The sequence below is a fragment of the Streptococcus sp. 544 genome, assembly GCF_013277385.1.
In the GTDB taxonomy this organism is placed as follows: domain Bacteria; phylum Bacillota; class Bacilli; order Lactobacillales; family Streptococcaceae; genus Streptococcus; species Streptococcus mitis_BA.
This window is the reverse complement of the sequence record NZ_VMMU01000014.1, coordinates 1-19705: the sequence shown is the minus strand read 5'-3', so window position 1 is coordinate 19705 and position 19705 is coordinate 1. Positions and strand designations below refer to the sequence as shown.

20 protein-coding genes and 1 pseudogene are annotated in these 19705 nt (G+C 35.2%); 12 read left to right on the top strand and 9 right to left on the bottom strand.

Annotation, left to right across the window (positions count from 1 at the left end; translation table 11 throughout):
* Nucleotides 1–117: 117 nt before the first annotated feature.
* A complete protein-coding gene (locus tag HT728_RS06985; protein WP_173234480.1) occupies nucleotides 118–459 on the top strand; it encodes a metal-sulfur cluster assembly factor in 342 nt (113 codons plus the stop codon).
* A 212-nt stretch (nucleotides 460–671) separates the two neighbouring features.
* On the opposite strand, the gene ilvD is transcribed toward HT728_RS06985, so the two are convergent.
* The 6 genes from ilvD to HT728_RS06955 form a co-directional block, all read right to left on the bottom strand.
* The gene (gene ilvD, locus HT728_RS06980) at nucleotides 672–2375 is read right to left on the bottom strand and encodes a dihydroxy-acid dehydratase (RefSeq protein ID WP_138701011.1); all 1704 of its coding nucleotides are present in this window, start codon (nucleotides 2373–2375) and stop codon (nucleotides 672–674) included.
* 232 nt (nucleotides 2376–2607) lie between these two features.
* Complete coding sequence (locus HT728_RS06975) at nucleotides 2608–3540, bottom strand: transketolase family protein (RefSeq protein WP_166732270.1); 933 nt, start codon at nucleotides 3538–3540, stop codon at nucleotides 2608–2610.
* On the bottom strand, nucleotides 3537–4394 hold the full coding sequence (locus HT728_RS06970) for a transketolase (protein ID WP_166732271.1): 858 nt from the start codon (nucleotides 4392–4394) through the stop codon (nucleotides 3537–3539). Before HT728_RS06970 ends, HT728_RS06975 begins: the two co-directional genes overlap by 4 nt.
* Before the next feature lie 3 nt (nucleotides 4395–4397).
* On the bottom strand, nucleotides 4398–5744 hold the full coding sequence (locus HT728_RS06965; protein WP_000975300.1) for a PTS ascorbate transporter subunit IIC: 1347 nt from the start codon (nucleotides 5742–5744) through the stop codon (nucleotides 4398–4400).
* A gap of 12 nt (nucleotides 5745–5756) precedes the next feature.
* On the bottom strand, nucleotides 5757–6041 hold the full coding sequence (locus HT728_RS06960) for a PTS sugar transporter subunit IIB (RefSeq protein WP_000912476.1): 285 nt from the start codon (nucleotides 6039–6041) through the stop codon (nucleotides 5757–5759).
* A gap of 3 nt (nucleotides 6042–6044) precedes the next feature.
* Entirely contained in the window at nucleotides 6045–8075 is a 2031-nt protein-coding gene (locus tag HT728_RS06955) for a BglG family transcription antiterminator (RefSeq protein ID WP_112444842.1), read from the bottom strand.
* Nucleotides 8076–8265: 190 nt separating this feature from the next.
* Between HT728_RS06955 and HT728_RS06950 the strand changes: the two genes are divergently transcribed.
* From HT728_RS06950 to rpmG, 4 genes are all read left to right on the top strand, one after another.
* A complete protein-coding gene (locus tag HT728_RS06950; protein ID WP_001162849.1) occupies nucleotides 8266–8406 on the top strand; it encodes a hypothetical protein in 141 nt (46 codons plus the stop codon).
* Between the two features lie 25 nt (nucleotides 8407–8431).
* The gene (locus HT728_RS06945) at nucleotides 8432–8608 is read left to right on the top strand and encodes a PTS ascorbate transporter subunit IIC (RefSeq protein ID WP_033607100.1); all 177 of its coding nucleotides are present in this window, start codon (nucleotides 8432–8434) and stop codon (nucleotides 8606–8608) included.
* 147 nt (nucleotides 8609–8755) lie between these two features.
* Nucleotides 8756–8938: a 50S ribosomal protein L32 gene (rpmF, locus tag HT728_RS06940; protein WP_000290417.1), complete on the top strand. Its 183-nt coding sequence runs from the start codon at nucleotides 8756–8758 to the stop codon at nucleotides 8936–8938.
* Between the two features lie 15 nt (nucleotides 8939–8953).
* On the top strand, nucleotides 8954–9103 hold the full coding sequence (gene rpmG / locus HT728_RS06935; RefSeq protein ID WP_001265622.1) for a 50S ribosomal protein L33: 150 nt from the start codon (nucleotides 8954–8956) through the stop codon (nucleotides 9101–9103).
* A gap of 316 nt (nucleotides 9104–9419) precedes the next feature.
* On the opposite strand, the gene HT728_RS06930 is transcribed toward rpmG, so the two are convergent.
* A complete protein-coding gene (locus tag HT728_RS06930; protein ID WP_173234539.1) occupies nucleotides 9420–12098 on the bottom strand; it encodes an SEC10/PgrA surface exclusion domain-containing protein in 2679 nt (892 codons plus the stop codon).
* Between the two features lie 151 nt (nucleotides 12099–12249).
* Between HT728_RS06930 and HT728_RS06925 the strand changes: the two genes are divergently transcribed.
* Nucleotides 12250–12579, top strand: a complete 330-nt coding sequence (locus HT728_RS06925; protein WP_084891187.1) for a helix-turn-helix transcriptional regulator — start codon at nucleotides 12250–12252, stop codon at nucleotides 12577–12579.
* Between the two features lie 93 nt (nucleotides 12580–12672).
* Here the strand turns inward: HT728_RS06925 and HT728_RS06920 are convergent, their stop codons facing one another.
* On the bottom strand, nucleotides 12673–13749 hold the full coding sequence (locus HT728_RS06920; RefSeq protein ID WP_173234478.1) for a hypothetical protein: 1077 nt from the start codon (nucleotides 13747–13749) through the stop codon (nucleotides 12673–12675).
* A gap of 426 nt (nucleotides 13750–14175) precedes the next feature.
* On the opposite strand from HT728_RS06920, the gene HT728_RS06915 reads away from it, so the two are divergent.
* From HT728_RS06915 to HT728_RS06890, 6 genes are all read left to right on the top strand, one after another.
* A complete protein-coding gene (locus tag HT728_RS06915) occupies nucleotides 14176–14592 on the top strand; it encodes a hypothetical protein (protein ID WP_084889608.1) in 417 nt (138 codons plus the stop codon).
* A gap of 13 nt (nucleotides 14593–14605) precedes the next feature.
* A complete protein-coding gene (locus HT728_RS06910) occupies nucleotides 14606–14845 on the top strand; it encodes a hypothetical protein (RefSeq protein ID WP_084889609.1) in 240 nt (79 codons plus the stop codon).
* Nucleotides 14842–16263: an FtsK/SpoIIIE domain-containing protein gene (locus HT728_RS06905; protein WP_084889610.1), complete on the top strand. Its 1422-nt coding sequence runs from the start codon at nucleotides 14842–14844 to the stop codon at nucleotides 16261–16263. Before HT728_RS06910 ends, HT728_RS06905 begins: the two co-directional genes overlap by 4 nt.
* Nucleotides 16264–16362: 99 nt before the next feature.
* Complete coding sequence (locus HT728_RS06900) at nucleotides 16363–17493, top strand: replication initiation factor domain-containing protein (RefSeq protein WP_084889611.1); 1131 nt, start codon at nucleotides 16363–16365, stop codon at nucleotides 17491–17493.
* A 21-nt stretch (nucleotides 17494–17514) separates the two neighbouring features.
* Nucleotides 17515–17769: a MerR family transcriptional regulator gene (locus tag HT728_RS06895; RefSeq protein ID WP_084889612.1), complete on the top strand. Its 255-nt coding sequence runs from the start codon at nucleotides 17515–17517 to the stop codon at nucleotides 17767–17769.
* An 86-nt stretch (nucleotides 17770–17855) separates the two neighbouring features.
* A complete protein-coding gene (locus HT728_RS06890; protein ID WP_173234476.1) occupies nucleotides 17856–19121 on the top strand; it encodes a site-specific integrase in 1266 nt (421 codons plus the stop codon).
* A 336-nt stretch (nucleotides 19122–19457) separates the two neighbouring features.
* Here HT728_RS06890 and HT728_RS06885 read toward each other — a convergent pair.
* Nucleotides 19458–19705: pseudogene (locus HT728_RS06885) on the bottom strand (hypothetical protein); the annotation flags it as partial.

The window sequence follows — 19705 nt, the reverse complement described above, 5'->3', positions numbered from 1 at the left end:
CCCCTTGATTCAGTATTTTCTTCATTTTATCATATTTTTCAGAAAATTCATCAAAAACTTGCCAAATTGTCAGAATTATGAGAAAATAGAGGATATTTATCACGTGGAGGGACTGTAATGAGAGAGGATATCAAAATCAATGACCGCGCTTTGGCCATACAAGACCAAATTATCGAAAAACTAGAGAAGGTTTTTGATACAGATGTGGAATTGGATGTTTACAATCTAGGGTTGATTTATGAAATCAATCTGGACGAAACGGGTCTCTGCAAGATTGTCATGACCTTCACCGATACTGCCTGCGATTGCGCCGAAAGCCTGCCTATCGAAATCGTGGCAGGTCTCAAACAAATCGAGGATATCGAAGATGTCAAGGTTGAAGTTACCTGGTCGCCTGCTTGGAAGATCACACGAATCAGTCGCTACGGCCGCATTGCCCTTGGACTGCCACCTCGTTAAGCAGGCAAATCACTTTTGAAGATGAAAAAGAGCAAGCCGAAGTTGGCTTGCTTTTTGATACTCAATGAAAATCAAAGAGCAAACTAGGAAACTAGCCGCAGGTTGCTCAAAACAGTGTTTTGAGGTTGTGGATAGAACTGACGAAGTCAGTAACCATACCTACGGCAAGGCGACATTGACGTGGTTTGAAGAGATTTTCGAAGAGTATGAGTTTATTTTTTACCTGACTTGTCCATATTCCAGAAGTCTGTCACAGCTCCGCGTGAAGCAGATGATACGATATGGGCATATTTACCGAGGACACCACGACTGTAAAGCGGTGGCAAGGTTGTTTCTGCCTTGCGTTTTTCAAGTTCTTCTTCAGATACGGCCATGGAAATTTCTTTAGTATCTTGATCAACCGTAACGATATCGCCTGTACGAAGGTAGGCAATCGGGCCACCATCCTGAGCTTCAGGAGCGATATGTCCAACAACCAGACCATAAGTACCACCAGAGAAACGGCCGTCTGTCAAGAGGGCAACCTTGTCTCCTTGACCTTTACCAACGATCATTGATGAAAGTGACAGCATCTCAGGCATACCAGGACCACCTTTAGGTCCAACGAAACGAACAACGACTACATCACCATCAACGATTTCATCTGTCAGAACGGCCTGAATAGCATCTTCTTCTGAGTCAAAGACCTTAGCTGGTCCAACGTGACGACGGACCTTAACACCTGACACCTTGGCAACCGCACCGTCAGGAGCAAGGTTCCCGTTCAAGATGATAAGCGGACCGTCCGCGCGTTTTGGATTTTCAAGTGGCATGATGACTTTTTGACCTGGTGTAAGGTCTGCAAAGTCAGCTAAGTTCTCAGCGACAGTCTTACCCGTACATGTGATACGGTCCCCGTGAAGGAATCCATTTGCCAGCAAGTACTTCATAACCGCAGGCACACCACCGACTTCGTAGAGGTCTTGGAAGACATACTGACCAGATGGTTTCAAGTCGGCCAAGTGAGGCACACGCTCTTGGATCATATTGAAGTCTTCAAGTGACAAGTCAACATTGGCAGCATGGGCAATGGCAAGCAAGTGAAGAGTAGCATTTGTAGAACCACCGAGAGCCATAGTCACAGTAATGGCATCTTCAAAGGCTTCACGAGTCAAGATATCTGATGGCTTGAGACCGAGCTCCAACATTTTAACTACAGCACGTCCTGCTGCTTCGATATCTTCTTTCTTATCAGCTGATTCAGCTGGATGAGATGAAGAACCTGGCAAACTCATACCCAAAACTTCGATAGCAGTCGCCATGGTATTAGCAGTATACATACCACCACAGCCACCAGGGCCAGGGCAGGCATTACATTCAAGACGTTTCACGTCCTCAGCTGTCATGTCACCGTGGTTCCATTTTCCGATCCCTTCAAAGACAGAAACCAAGTCGATATCTTTACCATCAAGATTTCCCGGTGCAATCGTTCCACCATAGGCGAAAATAGCTGGGATATCCATATTAGCAATAGCAATCATAGATCCAGGCATGTTCTTGTCACAGCCACCGATAGCGACGAAGGCATCCACGTTGTGACCACTCATAGCCGCCTCGATGGAGTCCGCGATGATGTCACGAGATGTTAGAGAGAAACGCATACCAGGCGTTCCCATAGCAATCCCGTCCGCTACGGTGATAGTTCCAAACTGCACAGGCCAAGCACCTGCTGATTTTACACCTTCTTTGGCTAATTTCCCAAAATCATGCAAGTGGATATTACATGGCGTATTTTCCGCCCAAGTCGAAATCACTCCCACAATCGGTGTTTCAAAGTCCTTATCTGTCATACCAGTCGCACGAAGCATAGCACGGTTTGGTGATTTTACCATACTGTCATAAATGCTACTGCGGTGACGTTTATCTAATTCAGTCATTTGTTCCCTCCCATTTCAGTTTTTACTATTATAGCACATTTTAAAAGCAATGAACAGAAGAAAATTCTTGAATTTTCAGAAAATTCTATATACATATGAAATATTTAAAACTAAAAACAACAAAGCGGATTAGGGCACTTTCTGATGACCAGAATATGCTTTTTAATCCGCTTTCTTTAAATAACGTACTGTAATTGTTACAAAAATTCTTTCAGAACAGTGTATTCAACATCTATCTTGCATTATAAATTTCTAGAACTTTCTCTTTTATATTCGATTCACTCAAACCATACTCATTAAGAAGATAATCCACTTTCCCTACTTGACCGAATCTTTCTTGAACACCCATCCGATGAATTTTTGTTATTCCATCATCAGAGAATAATTCACATAAAGCACTGCCAATTCCACCTATCTGATTGTGGTTTTCTACAGTAAATATAGTTTTTCCACTTAACATTGTTTTTATCTGTTCTGGTATCGGTTTAATTCTAAATAAATCTATCACACCTACTGAATAACCTAATTTAGACAGTTCATCCGCAACTCGAATACTTGGAGCAACCATTATGCCAGAAGCAACTATTACAACATCTTCACCGTGTCTTAACTCAATGTAGCCTTTAGAAAAATCTTCTCCACCTTGATATACAGCCTCTGGAGCCTTTCTAATTATTCGAATATATTTTAGTCCTTTTAAGTCTAATGTCTGGTTCAAGATTTCATGAAATTGGATATCATCAGTTGCTTCAAAAATGATTGATTTAGGAATTAAACGTAACAATCCAATTTCTTCAAATGGCATATGTGTTCCACCATTCATCTCTGCCGTTACTCCTGCATCTGAGCCAATCACAGTGGCATCCAATTGTGCGTACCCAAGAGAAATAAATAATTGATCAAATACTCTTCTTGAAGCAAAAGGGCCAAATGTATGAAGATAAGGTCTAAACCCCTGAATAGATAAACCTGCTGCAAGCCCGACCATTTCTGCTTCCATTATTCCAACATTCACATAACGGTCTCCAAAGTCCTTTTCAAGATTATTAGTAGCCATAGAACTTGACAAGTCTGCTTCTAAAACTACTATATCAGAATAACTTTGGTTAGCCTCTAGAAGGAAATCTCTATACACATGTCGTAATTCTTTCGTACTTCTCATCATTCTGTTTCCTCCAATTCCTGACTTAATCTTTCTACAACTGAAGTTAACATTTGTCTCTCCTCTACAGTAGGGCGAAGATGATGATTGGATTTCATTTCTTCCAGCTCTCGAACTCCTTGACCTTTAATAGTGTCTAATACAATACACTTAGGGGATGAATTATTTGACTGTTTTAATTGGATAATCCCTTCATAAATTTCTCTAATATCTGAACCATTGACCCTAATGGATTCAAATCCAAATGATGAGAATTTTTCTACAAAATCACCTGGATTACAAATATCCTTTGTAAAACCATCTAATTGTTTTTTGTTATCGTCTACAAATACAATTAAATTAGATAACTGTTGATGAGAAGCAAACTGTATAGCCTCCCAACATTGTCCCTCATTTAACTCACCATCTCCAACAATAGCATAGGTATAAAAGGGACTTTTTCTTATTCTCTGACCATATGCAAGTCCGGTTGCAACACTAATTCCTTGTCCTAAAGAGCCCGTTGTCATATCTATGCCTGGCGTTAGATTTCTATCAGGATGAGACGGTAATTTGGTTCCATTTGTATTTAAAGAATATAAGAATTCTTTGTCAAAGAAACCATTCAAATAGAGTGTACTGTATAGAGCTGGTCCTCCGTGACCTTTTGATAATATGAAATAATCTCTATCTCGCGATGCAAATATTTCTGGAGTCATTGGCATTATTTCACCATAAAGCACTGCTAGAACTTCTACGATAGACAGGCTCCCTCCATAATGACCAAATCCAAGATGATTCAAGGTTTCAAGAGTATTTAATCGGATGTTAGTCGCAAATTTTCTTAACTCATCTTCTCTATTTTTACTTAAAATCATCCCTTATTCCTCCTTTACAGATGGCTTTTTAATAAAGGATACTCCAAACATAACTGCTAAAATAAGAACAAGACCAATCACAATGCCTGCTTGTGAGCCAAATTGATTTAACATTCCTAAAATAATTCCTGATAGACCAAAATCTGCATCTGAGAAAGTTGATCCTTGGAAACCAAGTCCTCCCAAAACTGGCATTAAAAAGACTGGAAGAAAACTGATTAAAATACCTTGTAAAAATGCTCCAATAGTGGCTCCACGAACACCACCAGATGCATTCCCAATAACACCTGCAGTCGCTCCACAGAAGAAATGAGGCACAACGCCTGGTAATATAACAACCGTTCCTGAAGCAATCATAATTGCCATACTTACTAAACCACCAACAAAACTAGAGATAAATCCAATTAGAACTGCATTGGGTGCATAAGTATAAACAATCGGACAATCCAAAGCAGGTTTTGAATTAGGTACAAGACGCTCTGAAATACCTTTAAAGGCTGGAACAATTTCACCCAAAATAAGGCGAACACCTGCTAAAATAACAAATACACCTGCTGCAAATTGACCTGCTAATTGTAAAGCATAAACTAGACCACTTGTACCACTACTGATTTCTTTTTCTATATATTCTGACCCTGCAAAGATAGCTACAATAATATAAATAACTGCCATGGATAAAGTAATACTAACAGTACTATCACGTAAAAAAGCTAGACTCTTTGGAAATTTAATGTCCTCTGTTGATTTTGATTTGTCACCGATAAGGCTACCAGTAAAACCACTCAACCAATATCCCAAAGAACTGAAATGACCTAAAGCCACCTTGTCATTTCCAGTTAATTGAACCATATATTTTTGCACAAATGCTGGGGAAATACTCATAATAATACCGAGTGCTAATCCTCCTAGTAAGATAAGAGGCAAACTTGTAAAGCCAGCAACTGATAAAATGACTGCAATCATACACGCCATATATAGAGTGTGGTGCCCTGTTAAAAAGATATATTTGAATCGAGTAAAACGAGCAATTAAGATATTGAATACCATACCTGCAAACATAATCATTGCAGTAGCTGAGCCATATGTTGTTAAAGCTACAGCTACAATTGCTTCATTATTCGGCACAACGCCAGATAAATGAAAAGCATGCTCAAACATGGTACCAAATGGATTTAAAGAATTTTGTACAATTCCTGCACCACCAGATACAACTAAGAAACCAACAAAGGTCTTAATTCCACCTTTAATAATATCAGGTAATTTCTTCTTCTGAAGAACTAATCCTAAGATTGCAATTAAAGCTACTAAAATAGCTGGTGTACTAACAATATCCAATATGAACTTCATCATGACGCTAGCCTCCTATATAAGTCCTTTTTCTTCACAAAGTTTAGTAATTAATTCTCGTAGTTCATCCATATCAATAATACTATTTAAGATACGAACATCTCCAAGATGACTAGCTGAATCAGCTAGATCACGACCAACAATCCAAATATCAGCAGCATTTGGATCTGCTCCACCTAAATCATAGTGTTCAACTTCTACATCTGAAACATTCAAATCACTCAATACAGATTCAATATTCATCTGTACCATAAAACTTGAACCTAATCCTGAACCACAAGCTGTACCAATTTTTAACATTATTTAATCCTCCTGTTTAATTATCATTTCAATGTCATCATAGTTTTTTGATGATATTAAAGTTTGAACATGATTTTTATCTCTTAAAATTGTTGTTAAATGTGACAAAGCCTTTAAATGACTTTCATTATCAATGGCTGCAATACAAATCAACAATCTTACCTCTTGTTCTGGATTATCCAATAAATAAATCGGTTCTTCCAAAACTAACATTGACATTCCTATTTCATTCACACCTTCATCTGGCCGAGCGTGAGGAATTGCTACTCCCTTCCCTAAATTAATAAAAGGTCCAAACTCTTCTACTTTTTGAATCATTGCCTCAGGGTAGTTCTCAGTTATCTTATCTTGATCCAAAAGCGGTTTAGCTGCTAAACGAATCGCCTCCTTCCATCCTAATTTTTGCGAACTCACCTGATAGGTTTCTTTGGTAATAAGTTGTTCTAGCACTGGTACAATTTCCTTTCTATCATTTTTTTGATAAAGATAATTCTTTAACGCCAATCTTAATTCCAATTCTTGTGTAATAATTCCATATCTTTTGACAATATTCAGGATTTGTTCAATCTCAAAATCCCCATACTCTAAATTCGGAAAATCTTTTAACACTAGTTCTACTAGTTGTATTGCTTGCTCTTCAGTCATCATAACCGAAACTAGATAATTTGGCTTTTCTGTCTCCACCTTTATGGTAGAAAAAACCATATCATAGTCACTACTAGTTTTCGCCTGTAAATCATCAATCTTTGAGGTTCCTATGAACTCAATTTGAGGAAATAATGCTAATAGATTCTCTTTTAACATCAATGAAGAACTAACACCATTAGGACAAATGATTGCTGCTTTATACCATTTTTGAGGCAAAGTATCTGCTTTCTTTAAATAACCTCCGAAATGGATAACAAAATATGCTGTTTCACTATCAGGTATGGGCTTGTCAATAGCGTCCATCAAGGGAGTCAAAGAATCTTTTACTAGTTCAAATAAATCAGGATAATGTTCTTTAACATGCAACACATATTCATTTGAACTAGGTAGACCGAACTTTAATCTATAGTAAGCCGGTATAAGATGGCGACGAAGATTTTCTCTCAATCCTTCCCTTTGTTTAAAATGTAACAAAGAAATATCTTCCATTCTACTTATAATAGCCTCTGTTAATTGATTAAAGTAAACCGGAGCAACATCTACTTCACCTTCAAAGCAACTTGATAATAAAACGGTGATATAGCGATAATCATCCTCAGAAAACACCGTATCTATAATTCCCAAATCAACCACTGTATCCAATAAAATAGTGGTTATATCTTGAATAACAGGAGATACTAATGTCTCTGAAAGACCTACTCTTTCAACATCCCTTTGATACCTACACAGAATGAATACTAAACCGAAAAGGCAAACTTTTAATTGATTAACAATAGGTACTAGCTGTAGCTTCTCATAATAATCTTTAACTACCTGATTTATCAAATCATAAGTTAATGAATACCCCCAACTGGATAAAACATAATCCAAACCCCAAATTCCTATGGAGGATTCCAGCAACTCACTAACCATTTGAAAAGCTAAACGGTGCTTATTCCACTCTGAACCGTGTAAAGTATAACCTTTTGCTCTACTGTACCCTAGCTCCAAATCATTATCTAACATAATCTTTCTTAATGATTGAATATCAGATAAGGTTGTATTCTTACTTACTTTCAAAAAGTCTTGGTAATGATTATTCGATATAAAATCTAATCGGCAAAAAGTGTAAAGATAGATCAAAGCTAAGCGAGTCGACTTTGGTAAAACCAATTCATCCGACTTAATAATATCTGTCAAAGACTGCTTCGTACGATTTGATAAACTATAGCGACCTTGCTTTTTATCCAGCACTATCCCTTTATTAGCTAGATAAGGCACTAAATAATCTATTCCTTCTTTGACTTCCTTTATAGGTAAGCTCACCTTAACAGATAATTCATATAATGATAGCTCACAATGATCCATCAAAGTCATCAAAATAACTAGTGCTCTATAATCAAACATTTCTCTTCCTTTCTAACTACAATTATAGTGTAAAAGTTATAAGAATAAAAGAGTATTTGAGCACAATATAATCTCACCTTTTAAAAGAAATTATTGGGCTGAAAGTTTTTAGTAATTATTTTTCTACTTTTTCTTGACGTTATAAATTAAAGCGATATCATTTAGATAACAATTAATAGGAATGGTTGAAATGGCACTAGAACGGCTCAATGAAGGGGAATTGGTAGAGCTTGACAAAGAGCGAAAAGCTGCCATGGTTTCAAATCTCCTTGTCGTTCTTTGTGGCAATCATGATGCACAACCAATTGTCAACACAGGAAGTCTTTACTAAAGATGGTTGAAGCTAAAAAAAGCAGATCCCCCTTCGACTCTCAACAAAGTTATACGCTGCACTCACATCATGGGCAGAAGATGACTTTCGTTCAGTCAATGGCCAAATCGAATATCTCCTCACAGAATGTGTCAAACAACGGAAGAAAGACGGAAAATACGTATCAGAAACCATTGACGAACCATTTGAGATTGATATTTAACACCTTCTCCTGTCTGCCGTGCCGAATAGGAGAATTTTTTCATCTTTTTTTGTCAAGTAACTTTACTTTACAAAAAAGTTTTGATATACTATTAAAGTTGATGAAAATCAAACCTAACTGAATTATATCTTAAAAGGAGAAATTAAAATGGCAGTACCTGCACGTCGCACTTCAAAAGCGAAGAAAAACAAACGTCGTACACACTACAAAGTAACAGCTCCATCTGTAAACTTTGACGAAACTACTGGAGATTACTCACGTTCTCACCGTGTATCACTTAAAGGATACTACAAAGGACGTAAAATCGCTAAAGCTGCATCAGCTGAATAATAGAAGGGAGATACCATGCGCGTAAATATTACACTTGAACACAAAGAATCTGGTGAACGCTTGTACCTTACTTCTAAAAACAAACGTAACACTCCAGACCGTCTTCAATTGAAGAAATACTCACCAAAACTTCGCAAACACGTTGTGTTTACAGAGGTGAAATAGGGATTCACTACATGTCAATAGACGTGAGGAACCTTGATTTTAAGCGAATTTTGAAATTTTAAATTTCACTACATTGCAATAAAAATCAACCGAATCACTACCTTTTTCACTACCTTTTTTTGAAATAAAAATATTGATTCGGACAATTAAAAACAAGAGGAACTCCAATGTACGTTGGGGTTCTTTTTCTGTATATATTTCAAATAACGCTTCTATTCATTCTCAAAAATGGTTTAAATAGCGTAGTCTTTTAAACTAATTTTGTGAATCCAAAAAATCTTCCTATCATTTACAATAAGAAGATTTTTTTATTATTCTAATTCTTTCTACGTACTGTTACAAGTCCAAATGCTCCAAGAATTGCACCGAGTACCAACATTGCAACACTTGATGACTCTCCAGTATTTGGTAATGATTTTGCACGTTCTACTCGTGAATATGTCACTTTTTCATCTGCACCCGCTTTAACAGCTGGAGCTGAATATGTTTGTTGTTTATCTTTCACAACAACATCTTCTTTAGCATCCAAAGCAACATCTTTACCTGATTGTGAAGCTGTCTTTGTTTTATCAACAGTTTCTTCAGTATTTTCTGTAGGTAAAGTATTAGAATTTGAGTCTACAGCAACAACAGTTCCATCTGGTAGAGTTGCAACTACATTATCTTTAGCTTTGTTTTCTAAGTCTAGCAACTTATCAAACTCTTCTTGGATTTCAGCTAATTTAACTTGTTCAGCTTTCAATTTATCTGTAACTGCGTCCAATTTATCTTGTGCTAATTTTGCAGCAGATTTTGCTTGAGTCAATTTTGTTTCCAAATCAGCTACTTTTGCTTGCGCATCTGCAAGATTTTTGTCTGCGTTTAGATAAGCACTTAATTCTGTTGCAATTGCTTTCGCATCTGAAACCAATTTGTCTTTTTCTTCATGTAACTTCGCTTGTTCAGCTTGAAGAGTAGTCAACTTGTTTTCTTCTGCTTGTAATTTTGCTTGTGCATTTGTAAGAGCAGTTTCAGCATCTTTTTGAGCAGTTTTAGCTGTAGCTAGTTCATCTTTAGCTGTTTCAAGAGCAGTTTGTTTTTCTGCTTGGCTTCTTGAGAAGTTTTCAACAGCTTGTTCAGCAGTTGCTTTACGTTCTTGTGCATTTTTCAAAGCAAGGTTTGCCAATTGCAAGTTCTTTTCAGCGACTTCTGTTTGAAGTGGACTAGCTGATTTGCTTGCCAATTCTTTTTCAGCGTCTGTTTTAGCTTCAAGTGCAGAAGCATATTTGCGTGAAGCTTCTGCTAATTCTGCTTTAGCATTTGTAAGAGCAGTTTGAGCTTGGCTGTTTTGTTTTTGTGCTTCAGCTAGTTTTGCTTCGAGTTGGGCAAGGTCATTTGATTTAGAAACTGGAGTTCCTTCATTTGAAAATGCTGTAATCATGTAATGACGACCATTGATATTAGCTACATCAATACCAACATATTTTGCAAAGTTTAGGTTTGCATAAAGGTGTCCCCATGGGCGACGTTTATCAGCATTTGAAACGCCATCAAGATATGTTGTAAACATCAAATTATTGTATACAGTTTGTTTTAGTTCATACATATTTGAAATATCAGAACGCATTGAAGCAACGTTTTCAACAGCATTAGGTACGTGACCATGAACCATTGGGTCTAATCCACGTTCTTCATATTTTTTAGCTTGTGTTGATGCTAAAGTAACAGCTTCTTTAGTTGTTCCTGTTTCTGATTCTACGTTGAATGAATCTTTAAATGCATTTCGGATTTGTTTCAATCCATTAACGTAAAATTCTGAGATTTCAAGTTTTTGAGCATCTGTCAAATTGTCAATATCAACTGGACGATTTAGGTCAGCATTGTCATATTTGACGTTAGCATTTGATTGTTTAACGATATCAGCTACAGAATTGAGAATCAAATCATCTAAATCATTTTTAATTGCATTGTTTTTGTTAGCTTTTTCTAATTTTAATAGTTGTCCAAATGTGACAACATTTGAAGACACACCAGCTGATTTCAATACATCTGCTGAAAATCCATTATACACATTTGTTGGAATAGTGAATGTTGGATTTGGAATGTTCATTCCTTCAGATTTATTCAACTTAGCTTTTTCCGCATCCAAGGCAGTTTGAGCTTCTTTTTCTTTAGAGGCTGTAGCATCTGCTTTTTCTTGGATGGATTCAACTTTATTTTGGTCGGCGTCCATCATTTCTTTAGCTAATTTCAAGGCATCGTTTTTGATGTTCACATTGTTCTCAGCTTGTTTGATGGCTTCTGCGCGGTCGCTATCTGCTTTCTTAGCGGTTTCGACAGCTGTTGTTGCGCTTGAGATATTGGCATTGGCTTGTTCAATATCTTTTTCAGCTTGGGCAAGTGAGGCTTTAGCTTCACCAAGTCCTGAACCATTTAGCGCGTCTTCAGCTGATTTTACGTTAGCTTCTTTAGCGGTTACTGTTTTATCCGCTTCAGCTTTCTTACTTGTTGCGCTTGCAACGTTAGCTGTTTCAGTTGCTACAGTCTCAGTTTGAGCTTTAATTGCTTCAGTAGACGCTTCAGTTGCTTTTTGATTGGCTTCTTGAGCTTTTACATTAGCATCTTGTTTAGCTTTTTTAGCAGTGATATTTTCTTCTGTAGCATTTGCTTTAACGGCTTCCGCTGACTTCAATTCGTCTTTAGCGCTTGTCAAAGCAGTTTCAGTAGTTGTAACAGCTTGGTTAGCAGAAGTAGCTTCAGCTTTTGCTGTTTCACTCTCAGCTTCAATTTGCTTAACAGTAGACGCTTGAGCATCAAGAGCAGGCTTGACATCAGAAGATTTCTTCACTTCTGGTTTTGTATCAGCTACAGGTTTAGAAACAAGAGCTGGTTCATTTACAGCAGTTACATCAACTGCTGTTGTAGTAGTTGCTTCTTGAGCAAATGCAGTTCCACCAACAGACGCAAGCGCAATAGCTGTTGAGGTTGTGAGGGTTTTAAAAGTATTTTTTGACATAACATCTCCAAAAATTCACATTAACAACTATATATAGTTGTTTTTTCTTTAATTATATCGCATTAAACCAACCTTGTAAAGTTTAAACCAATCTTTCAAGAACTAAAATATGTAGTAAAAAAACTGTAATATTAAGTTTGTGAGGTATTACATGAAGCAATCACTAAGAAAATATGTAGGAAAACGAATCCGCCTTTTAAGACTGAAAAAAGGTTTTACACAAGAACAAATTGAAGAACGAGCCGACCTTGGAACAAATTATGTATATAAACTTGAACACTTAGAAACGAACATAACAATTAACACACTTGAAAAAGTTATGAATGCCCTTGAATGTGATATTTCATCTTTCTTTGATATTACAAAAAAAGATGAAAATCCTGAGATTGTTGAATTAATTTCAAATATAAAAAATTTACCTGATAATAAACAAAAAGAAATAATTTCCGCATTTCATACGATTCTAAATCAAGTTAAATAATATTTTAATTAATTTCAAAGCGCTATAATTGATAACATAGCAACCCTATTGAATAACATAAACAACCGCTAAAAATTCTAGCGGTTGTTTTTTTTACATATCTAATTTTTTCAAATCTGCGCTCATTTGTTCAGTAGATATCATAGTTTCTTCTACTTTCTCTTCTGATTCTCTAAAATATTCTTCATCAAATTTTACAAAATCAAATCCATATTTGAATAAATTTTTGTTGTTCTTTCGATATCCTAAGCGTTCATCTTGTATTCTTTGAAGCTTATCTAAACCACTGACAAATTTTGAAACTTGTTCAGATATCATTCTTTGTTCTTCAGCCAAGTAATGTTCTAATGTTTGCCCATCTTCTAGTACTAGTTCACTCAATGAGTTCTTTTGTATATTACTTGTTCTATATTCTCTATAATCCGCATTCAAAAATAAATTTGAAGTCTGATAAACCTGAATCCCTAAAGAGTCTTCTGTTTTCTTGTTATCAAAAATAACATCTACATACACTCGTTCTGCAAAATCAATTATTCTATTATTTAATTTTTTCAAACAATAGTTTTTTTCAATAAAGAATTCTTTAAATAGTCTGTAAAATTTTTCTTCTACTTCATTTTGATAAAGTCTTGAAATAACTTTAAATAAATTCTTATCAAAAATATCAAATGAAACAATACCATCAGATAAGTCTGCTTCGATTTCTTTTTTAGCTAATTCACTTGAAAACAAGACAGACTCTTTCAAAACTTCGAGCATATTTGATTTCAATTGTTGCTCTCTAATTGTTTTAAAATCAGAAGCGTTAATAGATTCAAAAACAATTAAATAAAAGAGTGAGGGAAGCAATTTCTTCCAGTTTTCTTCATTACCCCATAACAATTCTGAAACACTTACATTCATATTCTTAGCAAGCAACTCTAAAACATATTCAGACAAATGAGTTCGACTATCTTTCATTAATCGACTCATTTTTTGTTTAGCTGTGTCTTTGTTTCCGCCGTAATATGCAAACATATCAGATACTTCTCCAATTCTTTCATCATGCAAAAACAAATACCAATAATATTTTAGTCCTTTTTGTGACTGTTCAGCTTTAAAACTTTTGACTGCTTCAGGTACTGCATCAATCGTTGAACGTTTTATAAATTCTACTGTGTTTTTAAACATTTAATGTCCTACTTTCTATAAGTTTATATTTAGAGTATAACACAATATATTGTACGTTGCAACCGATTTTATAATTTATTTTAAAAACTTTATTGTACAACTATTTCTTCCTTTATATATACTGTTTTTATGTTTCGTAATTATAATAGTTGTATGAAATGCTTCTATGTTTCCATCTGTTTTATTTCAACGAAATACAATTATATTTTTGATATACTTATCTTGTGAATGATGAATCAGTTAATTTCATTTCATGTCACATGATTAAAATAGTTGTATGAGAATGTTTTTAAATGTCTGTTTTTTCTCTCAATCGACACTCAACCTTAATCATGATACACTTAAAATGTAAATAAAGAAGGTTCAAATATTTACAAGAAAGCTTTAAAAGAAAGAACTAGCTTCAAGCTAGTAAAGGTAAAACTAATGGAAAAATTATTGCAAACAGGCTTATTTGGAAGCAATTCAAAACAATCAGGCGATTCAATTGTAAACGACCGTCGTACTGCCCCAGCTCTTACTAATATTTCAACTTGCGTTGCAGTTAGTGTTACAGAGCCAAAACCATTTTTCCCAATCATCGGTTTTGAGAAAAATCAAAATGGTAAAAACGCCCCAGTTTTTTCTGACAAATCAATTGGTTATGAAGTATTTTTATCAATGCCCAAAGATGATGGAGCAGTTAAATTGATTAGTCTTGTTGTCCCAACTTTAGAAATTGCGAACAAGATCCAGTTCAGACATTTGTATCAGTTAGTCAACCCACGCGGTCGCTATAAGTTCAAAAGTTATGATGTTATAGAAGTTTGGGCTGAAGATGTTAATGAAGTTAGATTGAAGTAGTGAGGAAATAGATATGAAAGAAATTTTTAAAGAATTAGATGACTTATCAGCTTTAGACTTGCCCATCGAATTGCGCAAGATTTTAGCAACATACATTAATTCTGAGGTTCAAGGACGAGTTTCATCTTTCGTGAATTTGAGTTTGGTTTACTCAGATGGACGTTACACTGATTTTATTCGCTCGTATATGTATTTGGAATTTAGGCGAAAAAAAATGTTAGATGACATGCAAGAAATTTGTAGGTATTTATGATTAGATACAGGTTAAATAAAAATACAGGTCATTTAAGTCCAGCTTTTCCCAATATTGTAACTCTACTCCAAGTTCTTGGAGTTGGGTTACTATCTTTTGGGATTGTTGTTAGATGGTTAGTATTTAAAGGAACAGAGATTGGTATTTTTAGAAGTGAAGCACAGTTTAGTTTGAATTTAATAGTGATTGGAATAGCTGTCTTGCTTTTGATTAATCTTGGGTTATTGATTCGGTTAGGTTTGAATCTATCAAAAATTGGGTCAATATCTTTATACTATCAGCTAAGATTGATAGAACGACAGACACACAAAGCGCTGTTGGATTCAGCAACTGCGAATCGCAAAGTTGGTAGCAAATTCATAGATGTTAGTAAAGCGCATGCGAGCTTCGAGAAGCTAAGCAGGCGCATCACGGTTAAAATCAAAAAATTAGCTGACCAGACTAATGACGATTTAGAAAAGTTTGCGGAAATGTTATCAGCTTGTTTAGTGGGTAAAAATCGTTCTTTAATTGTTTTAGATTATTGGTTGAGTGAAGATAATACAGAATTCATTTATTTATTAGATGATATTGTAGAAGCTAGAGCAAGACAGCTACGACCAAAGAAGATAACAGAATTAAGACCAATCAATGATTTTGAAATAACAGTTGAAGAAGGCTTGACATTTTCATTCTTGCGTTCTCCTCAAATTTTATTAGTTGGAAATACAAACAGCTCAAAAACAACGTTTTTAAAATCAATGCTTGCACAAGTATTCATGTTTAATGAAGATGTTGATTTAACAATCTTGGATGTTAAATCTGAGTTCAGCTCATGGGATTTTCTACCAGTTGGGACTATTTTATCAGACAGTGAAGAGATTTTAGAATATTTTGAAGAATTGTTGGAATTAGTTATTAAACGTGAAAAAGAAATTGCGAAATTGTCGGCACGTGATGATATTACTGGAGCAACTTTTGTCAATTTCGGTAAAGAGATGAAGATGAAGCTGTGTATTATCGAAGAATATTCTGCGATGTTATCAAGTATAACTGATACTAAAATGAGAAAAAGGGTTCAAGATTTGGTCTTGTCTATCGTATCTCGTTCTCGTTCGAGTGGTGTCTATATCTGTATCTGTATGCAACAACCGCGTTCGGAATTACTTTCAACAGCTATCAGAGATAATTTAGGTGTTCGTATCTGTTTATCAAATGGCGCTATTACTGACGAATTGGCTCGCATGGTATTTGGAGAAACAGATAATATTGATAATCATGCGCCACGATTTTCAGGATACATCATGACCACTGACGGACAGTTCAGTAAACCAAGAAAATTTTGGAATATCAATCTACACGAACACGGATTGGAAAAGATTAGTACATTTAAAAAAGCGTTTTTATACGGTCAACGATTAAGAAAGAAGTGTAAATAATGGGGTACTAGCATTCATGGGGGTATAGTAATGACCCCCATCCCAGTCCCCACCCCTAACGGGGTCAACTACAAAACAATAAAAAAGGAGTTATGTTATATGATTCAATGTGACGTTGATGAAATTTCATTTGTATTTTTACCAGATTTCAATGAAATGATGTCTAATTATGAAGCATTTGCTTCAAATATCTGTTTAAAAATTGATGAATTATTGGAATTAGAAAAGTACACGGTCAATTTCAAGTTAAATGAAAAAGGATTTGCAGGCTACAATTATATTGTCAATTTTGATGAATTTGAAATTCTATTATGTTTTAACACGGATAGCCCACGAATGGGGATATTTCTCAAATTCTCAGGTCAAGGTTTAAAACATTACTTGAAACGACGCGAAGAAGATAATCAAAAAATTTCGTATCGTCAATTAGTTCAAAAATTTTTTGAATTAGAAAATTATTTTAGTGGTAGTTGTAGAGTTTCAAGGATTGATTTTGCGATTGATTTTATAGATGAAGGTTTGAAAGTGAATCAGATTCATCAGGAGTTAAACAAGTCAATAATCAAATCAAAATACGTTGACAGTTTTACAAATACAATCAAATTAAGAAAAAATCAGTCAAATATCAGTACGATTAACACAAACAACAGAGTAGAAACAATCTATGTTGGTAGCAAGGCAAACAAAGGAAACTCTCTACTACTACGAATTTATGATAAAAAATTGGAGCAGGAGAAAAAGAAGGGCATCTTTTATGATGATGCCTTGAAATGTGATGATTGGGTGCGATTTGAAATGTCAATTAGGCAGGCTTACGCTAATCAAACTGGATTAGATATTTTAAAGTGCAGAAATGATAAAGAACTATCCAGTTTGATCTTTCAACGTTTTACTGACAAATATTTATTTTTCAAAAATGATGAATTATGGGATATTTCAAAGGTTATGCTGGAATACGTTTCGACTGATTTTGATTTATTGAGGTCAAAACCAAGGCGGAAGAATGACTTACTATCTACTTACATTTATTTGTTAAAAAATAGTGGTTTAGAATCTTTTCTATACAAGATTGACAAAATTTACGGTAAAGAATCAATTCAGGAATTTTTCAAGCATGTTTTGATTCATTTCAAAACAAAGTACAAACCCTCTCCTGATACGATTATATTTTTAAATAATCGAAAAGATGAACTAAAGAAAGAAAAGAAGCCGTGGGATGTATTCAAGTAAGAGAACGAAAGGAAAAAATATATGACGGATATGACGAAATTAAATCAAATTGAAGAGCTACTTAATACGCTCATTGTTATCATTCAACAAAAATTAAAAAGTAATAATTCTCATGGGATAGTCACACAAAAAGAACTATTGAAAATTTTACAGATTTCTCCTAACACTTTGAGGTCATGGGAAAATAAAGGTTTAAAACGTCTTGAGCCTCCGATTGAAGGAACACGTACAATTTATTATAAATTGGAAGATGTCATTGGATTTTTGACTATTTAACTTTAAGTATGTTAGAATAGAATTATCAAATAAAGAATGTGAGGGTCCTATTCTAGCCTTTTAATTGTCCGAAAAAAAGAGGCTATATGAGTAAAGAAATCATTCAACACAACAATAAAAAGATAACAAAAATCACAAAACAAAATGGCGTAATTAGTTATTCACTTAAAGGTGTTTACATTGGAACTGATGTAAAGACTGGTAAACGCATCACAAAAACTATCACTGCTAAGACATTGAAATCTTTGGATAGAAAAATTGTTGAAGCTAAAATTGAATTTGAAAAAGCTGGCTCTACCCTTAAAGAAACTATCAAAATTGATAACTTTGAAAGTCTAGCTGAGGTATGGTTTAGCAACTTCAAAACTTGGGTGTCTTCACAAAACACTATCAACCGAGTGAGGGGGTATCTTGATACCTATATTATTCCTCACTTTGAGGATTATAAACCTTGTCAAATTGAACCTGCTGATGTTCAACTTTGGGTAAATAAGCTAGCTAGAAAAGCAAAGAAATCTGTTGATTCCGGTGTAAAACGTGCCCCGAAAGGTAGTGCAAAAGATTTTGGTGCAATGGCTCACAAAGTCAGTGATATTTTTGATTTTGGCATTACAAACTGTGGGCTGACCACTAATCCAGCTAAATCAATCAAGATTCCACCTAAACCAAAAGCAAACAAAGAGCGTATCATGGTACTCCATGATGATAATCTGAAACATTGGTTATTTTACCTTGAGACCTTGCCCAATACCAGAGCAAATAGACGCTTTAAGGTCATTTGTAACACGCTATTAGCGTCTGCATTACGAATCAATGAGTTGCTAGCGTTAGAAATTACTGACCTTGATTTTGAAACTAATGAAATTCTTGTCAGTAAAACATTAATGTGGAAAAGTGCAAATAAAAAACTAGGTATCAAAGGGGAAATGGTTTGTAAGAAAACTCCTAAAACGGATTCTGGGAATCGTAGGGTTGCAGTTTCACTTTCAATCATGGAAAGTCTCAAAGAGTTTCACGAGGAAATGACTGGCTATTTTGAAAAGCATAGTCTACCAAAATCTTCGCTTATCTTCCCAACTATCTATGGCAACTATATGTGTGATAGAAATGAACGTGCAACCCTTAAAAAGCGATTAGTGGCTCTTGGTTTACCTGACTATGGTTTCCATCTTTTCCGCCATACACACGCTTCTATGATGTTAAATGCTGGTATGAACTGGAAAGAGCTACAACATAGAATGGGACACAAGTCCATATCAACAACTATGGATACCTATGCTGAATTAGCTCCTAAAAAGAAGTTTGAAGCAGTGGATATTTTCCTAAATAAAATGGAAGAGCTGGCAAGTTGATTCCATCACTACCTTTTTCACTACCTTTAAACTTAAAACTCTACAATCCTTGATAATATAGGGGATATAGGTCAATTATTTAACCCTTACAGAAGTGAAGTAAGCATTCAATACGAATCAATACAGAAGAAAAACGCTATTCAAGCGTTTTTTCTTTTTGTTAATTTCAGTACATTTCAATAAAAATCAACCGAATCATGACCACCCCTAAAACGGGTGGTTTGTACCAGGGCTATAAGCCCAAATTACCAGCCAGCGCCTAAAGACGCTGGCTTTCACTTTGTTCAAGCCTCATTGCTCTTGACTCGTCACTTGCCTCTTAAAGAGGCTTTAGTATTACTTACCACTATCCCTAAAGGGATCCTCATATTCTTTTACACTCAATTTATCTAGTGCTATATCATGCTTTACTCGTTCTCAAATTTTCATACTCGTGAAGAAATCATCCACTGGATAATTTCTTTAATCTTGAATATATTTCTTAATTGTGGCTTCATTGAGTCCAACCGTACTCACATAATAACCTTCCGCCCCAAAATGCCGATCCCCAAACCTATACTTGAGGTTGGCGTGTTTGTCAAACA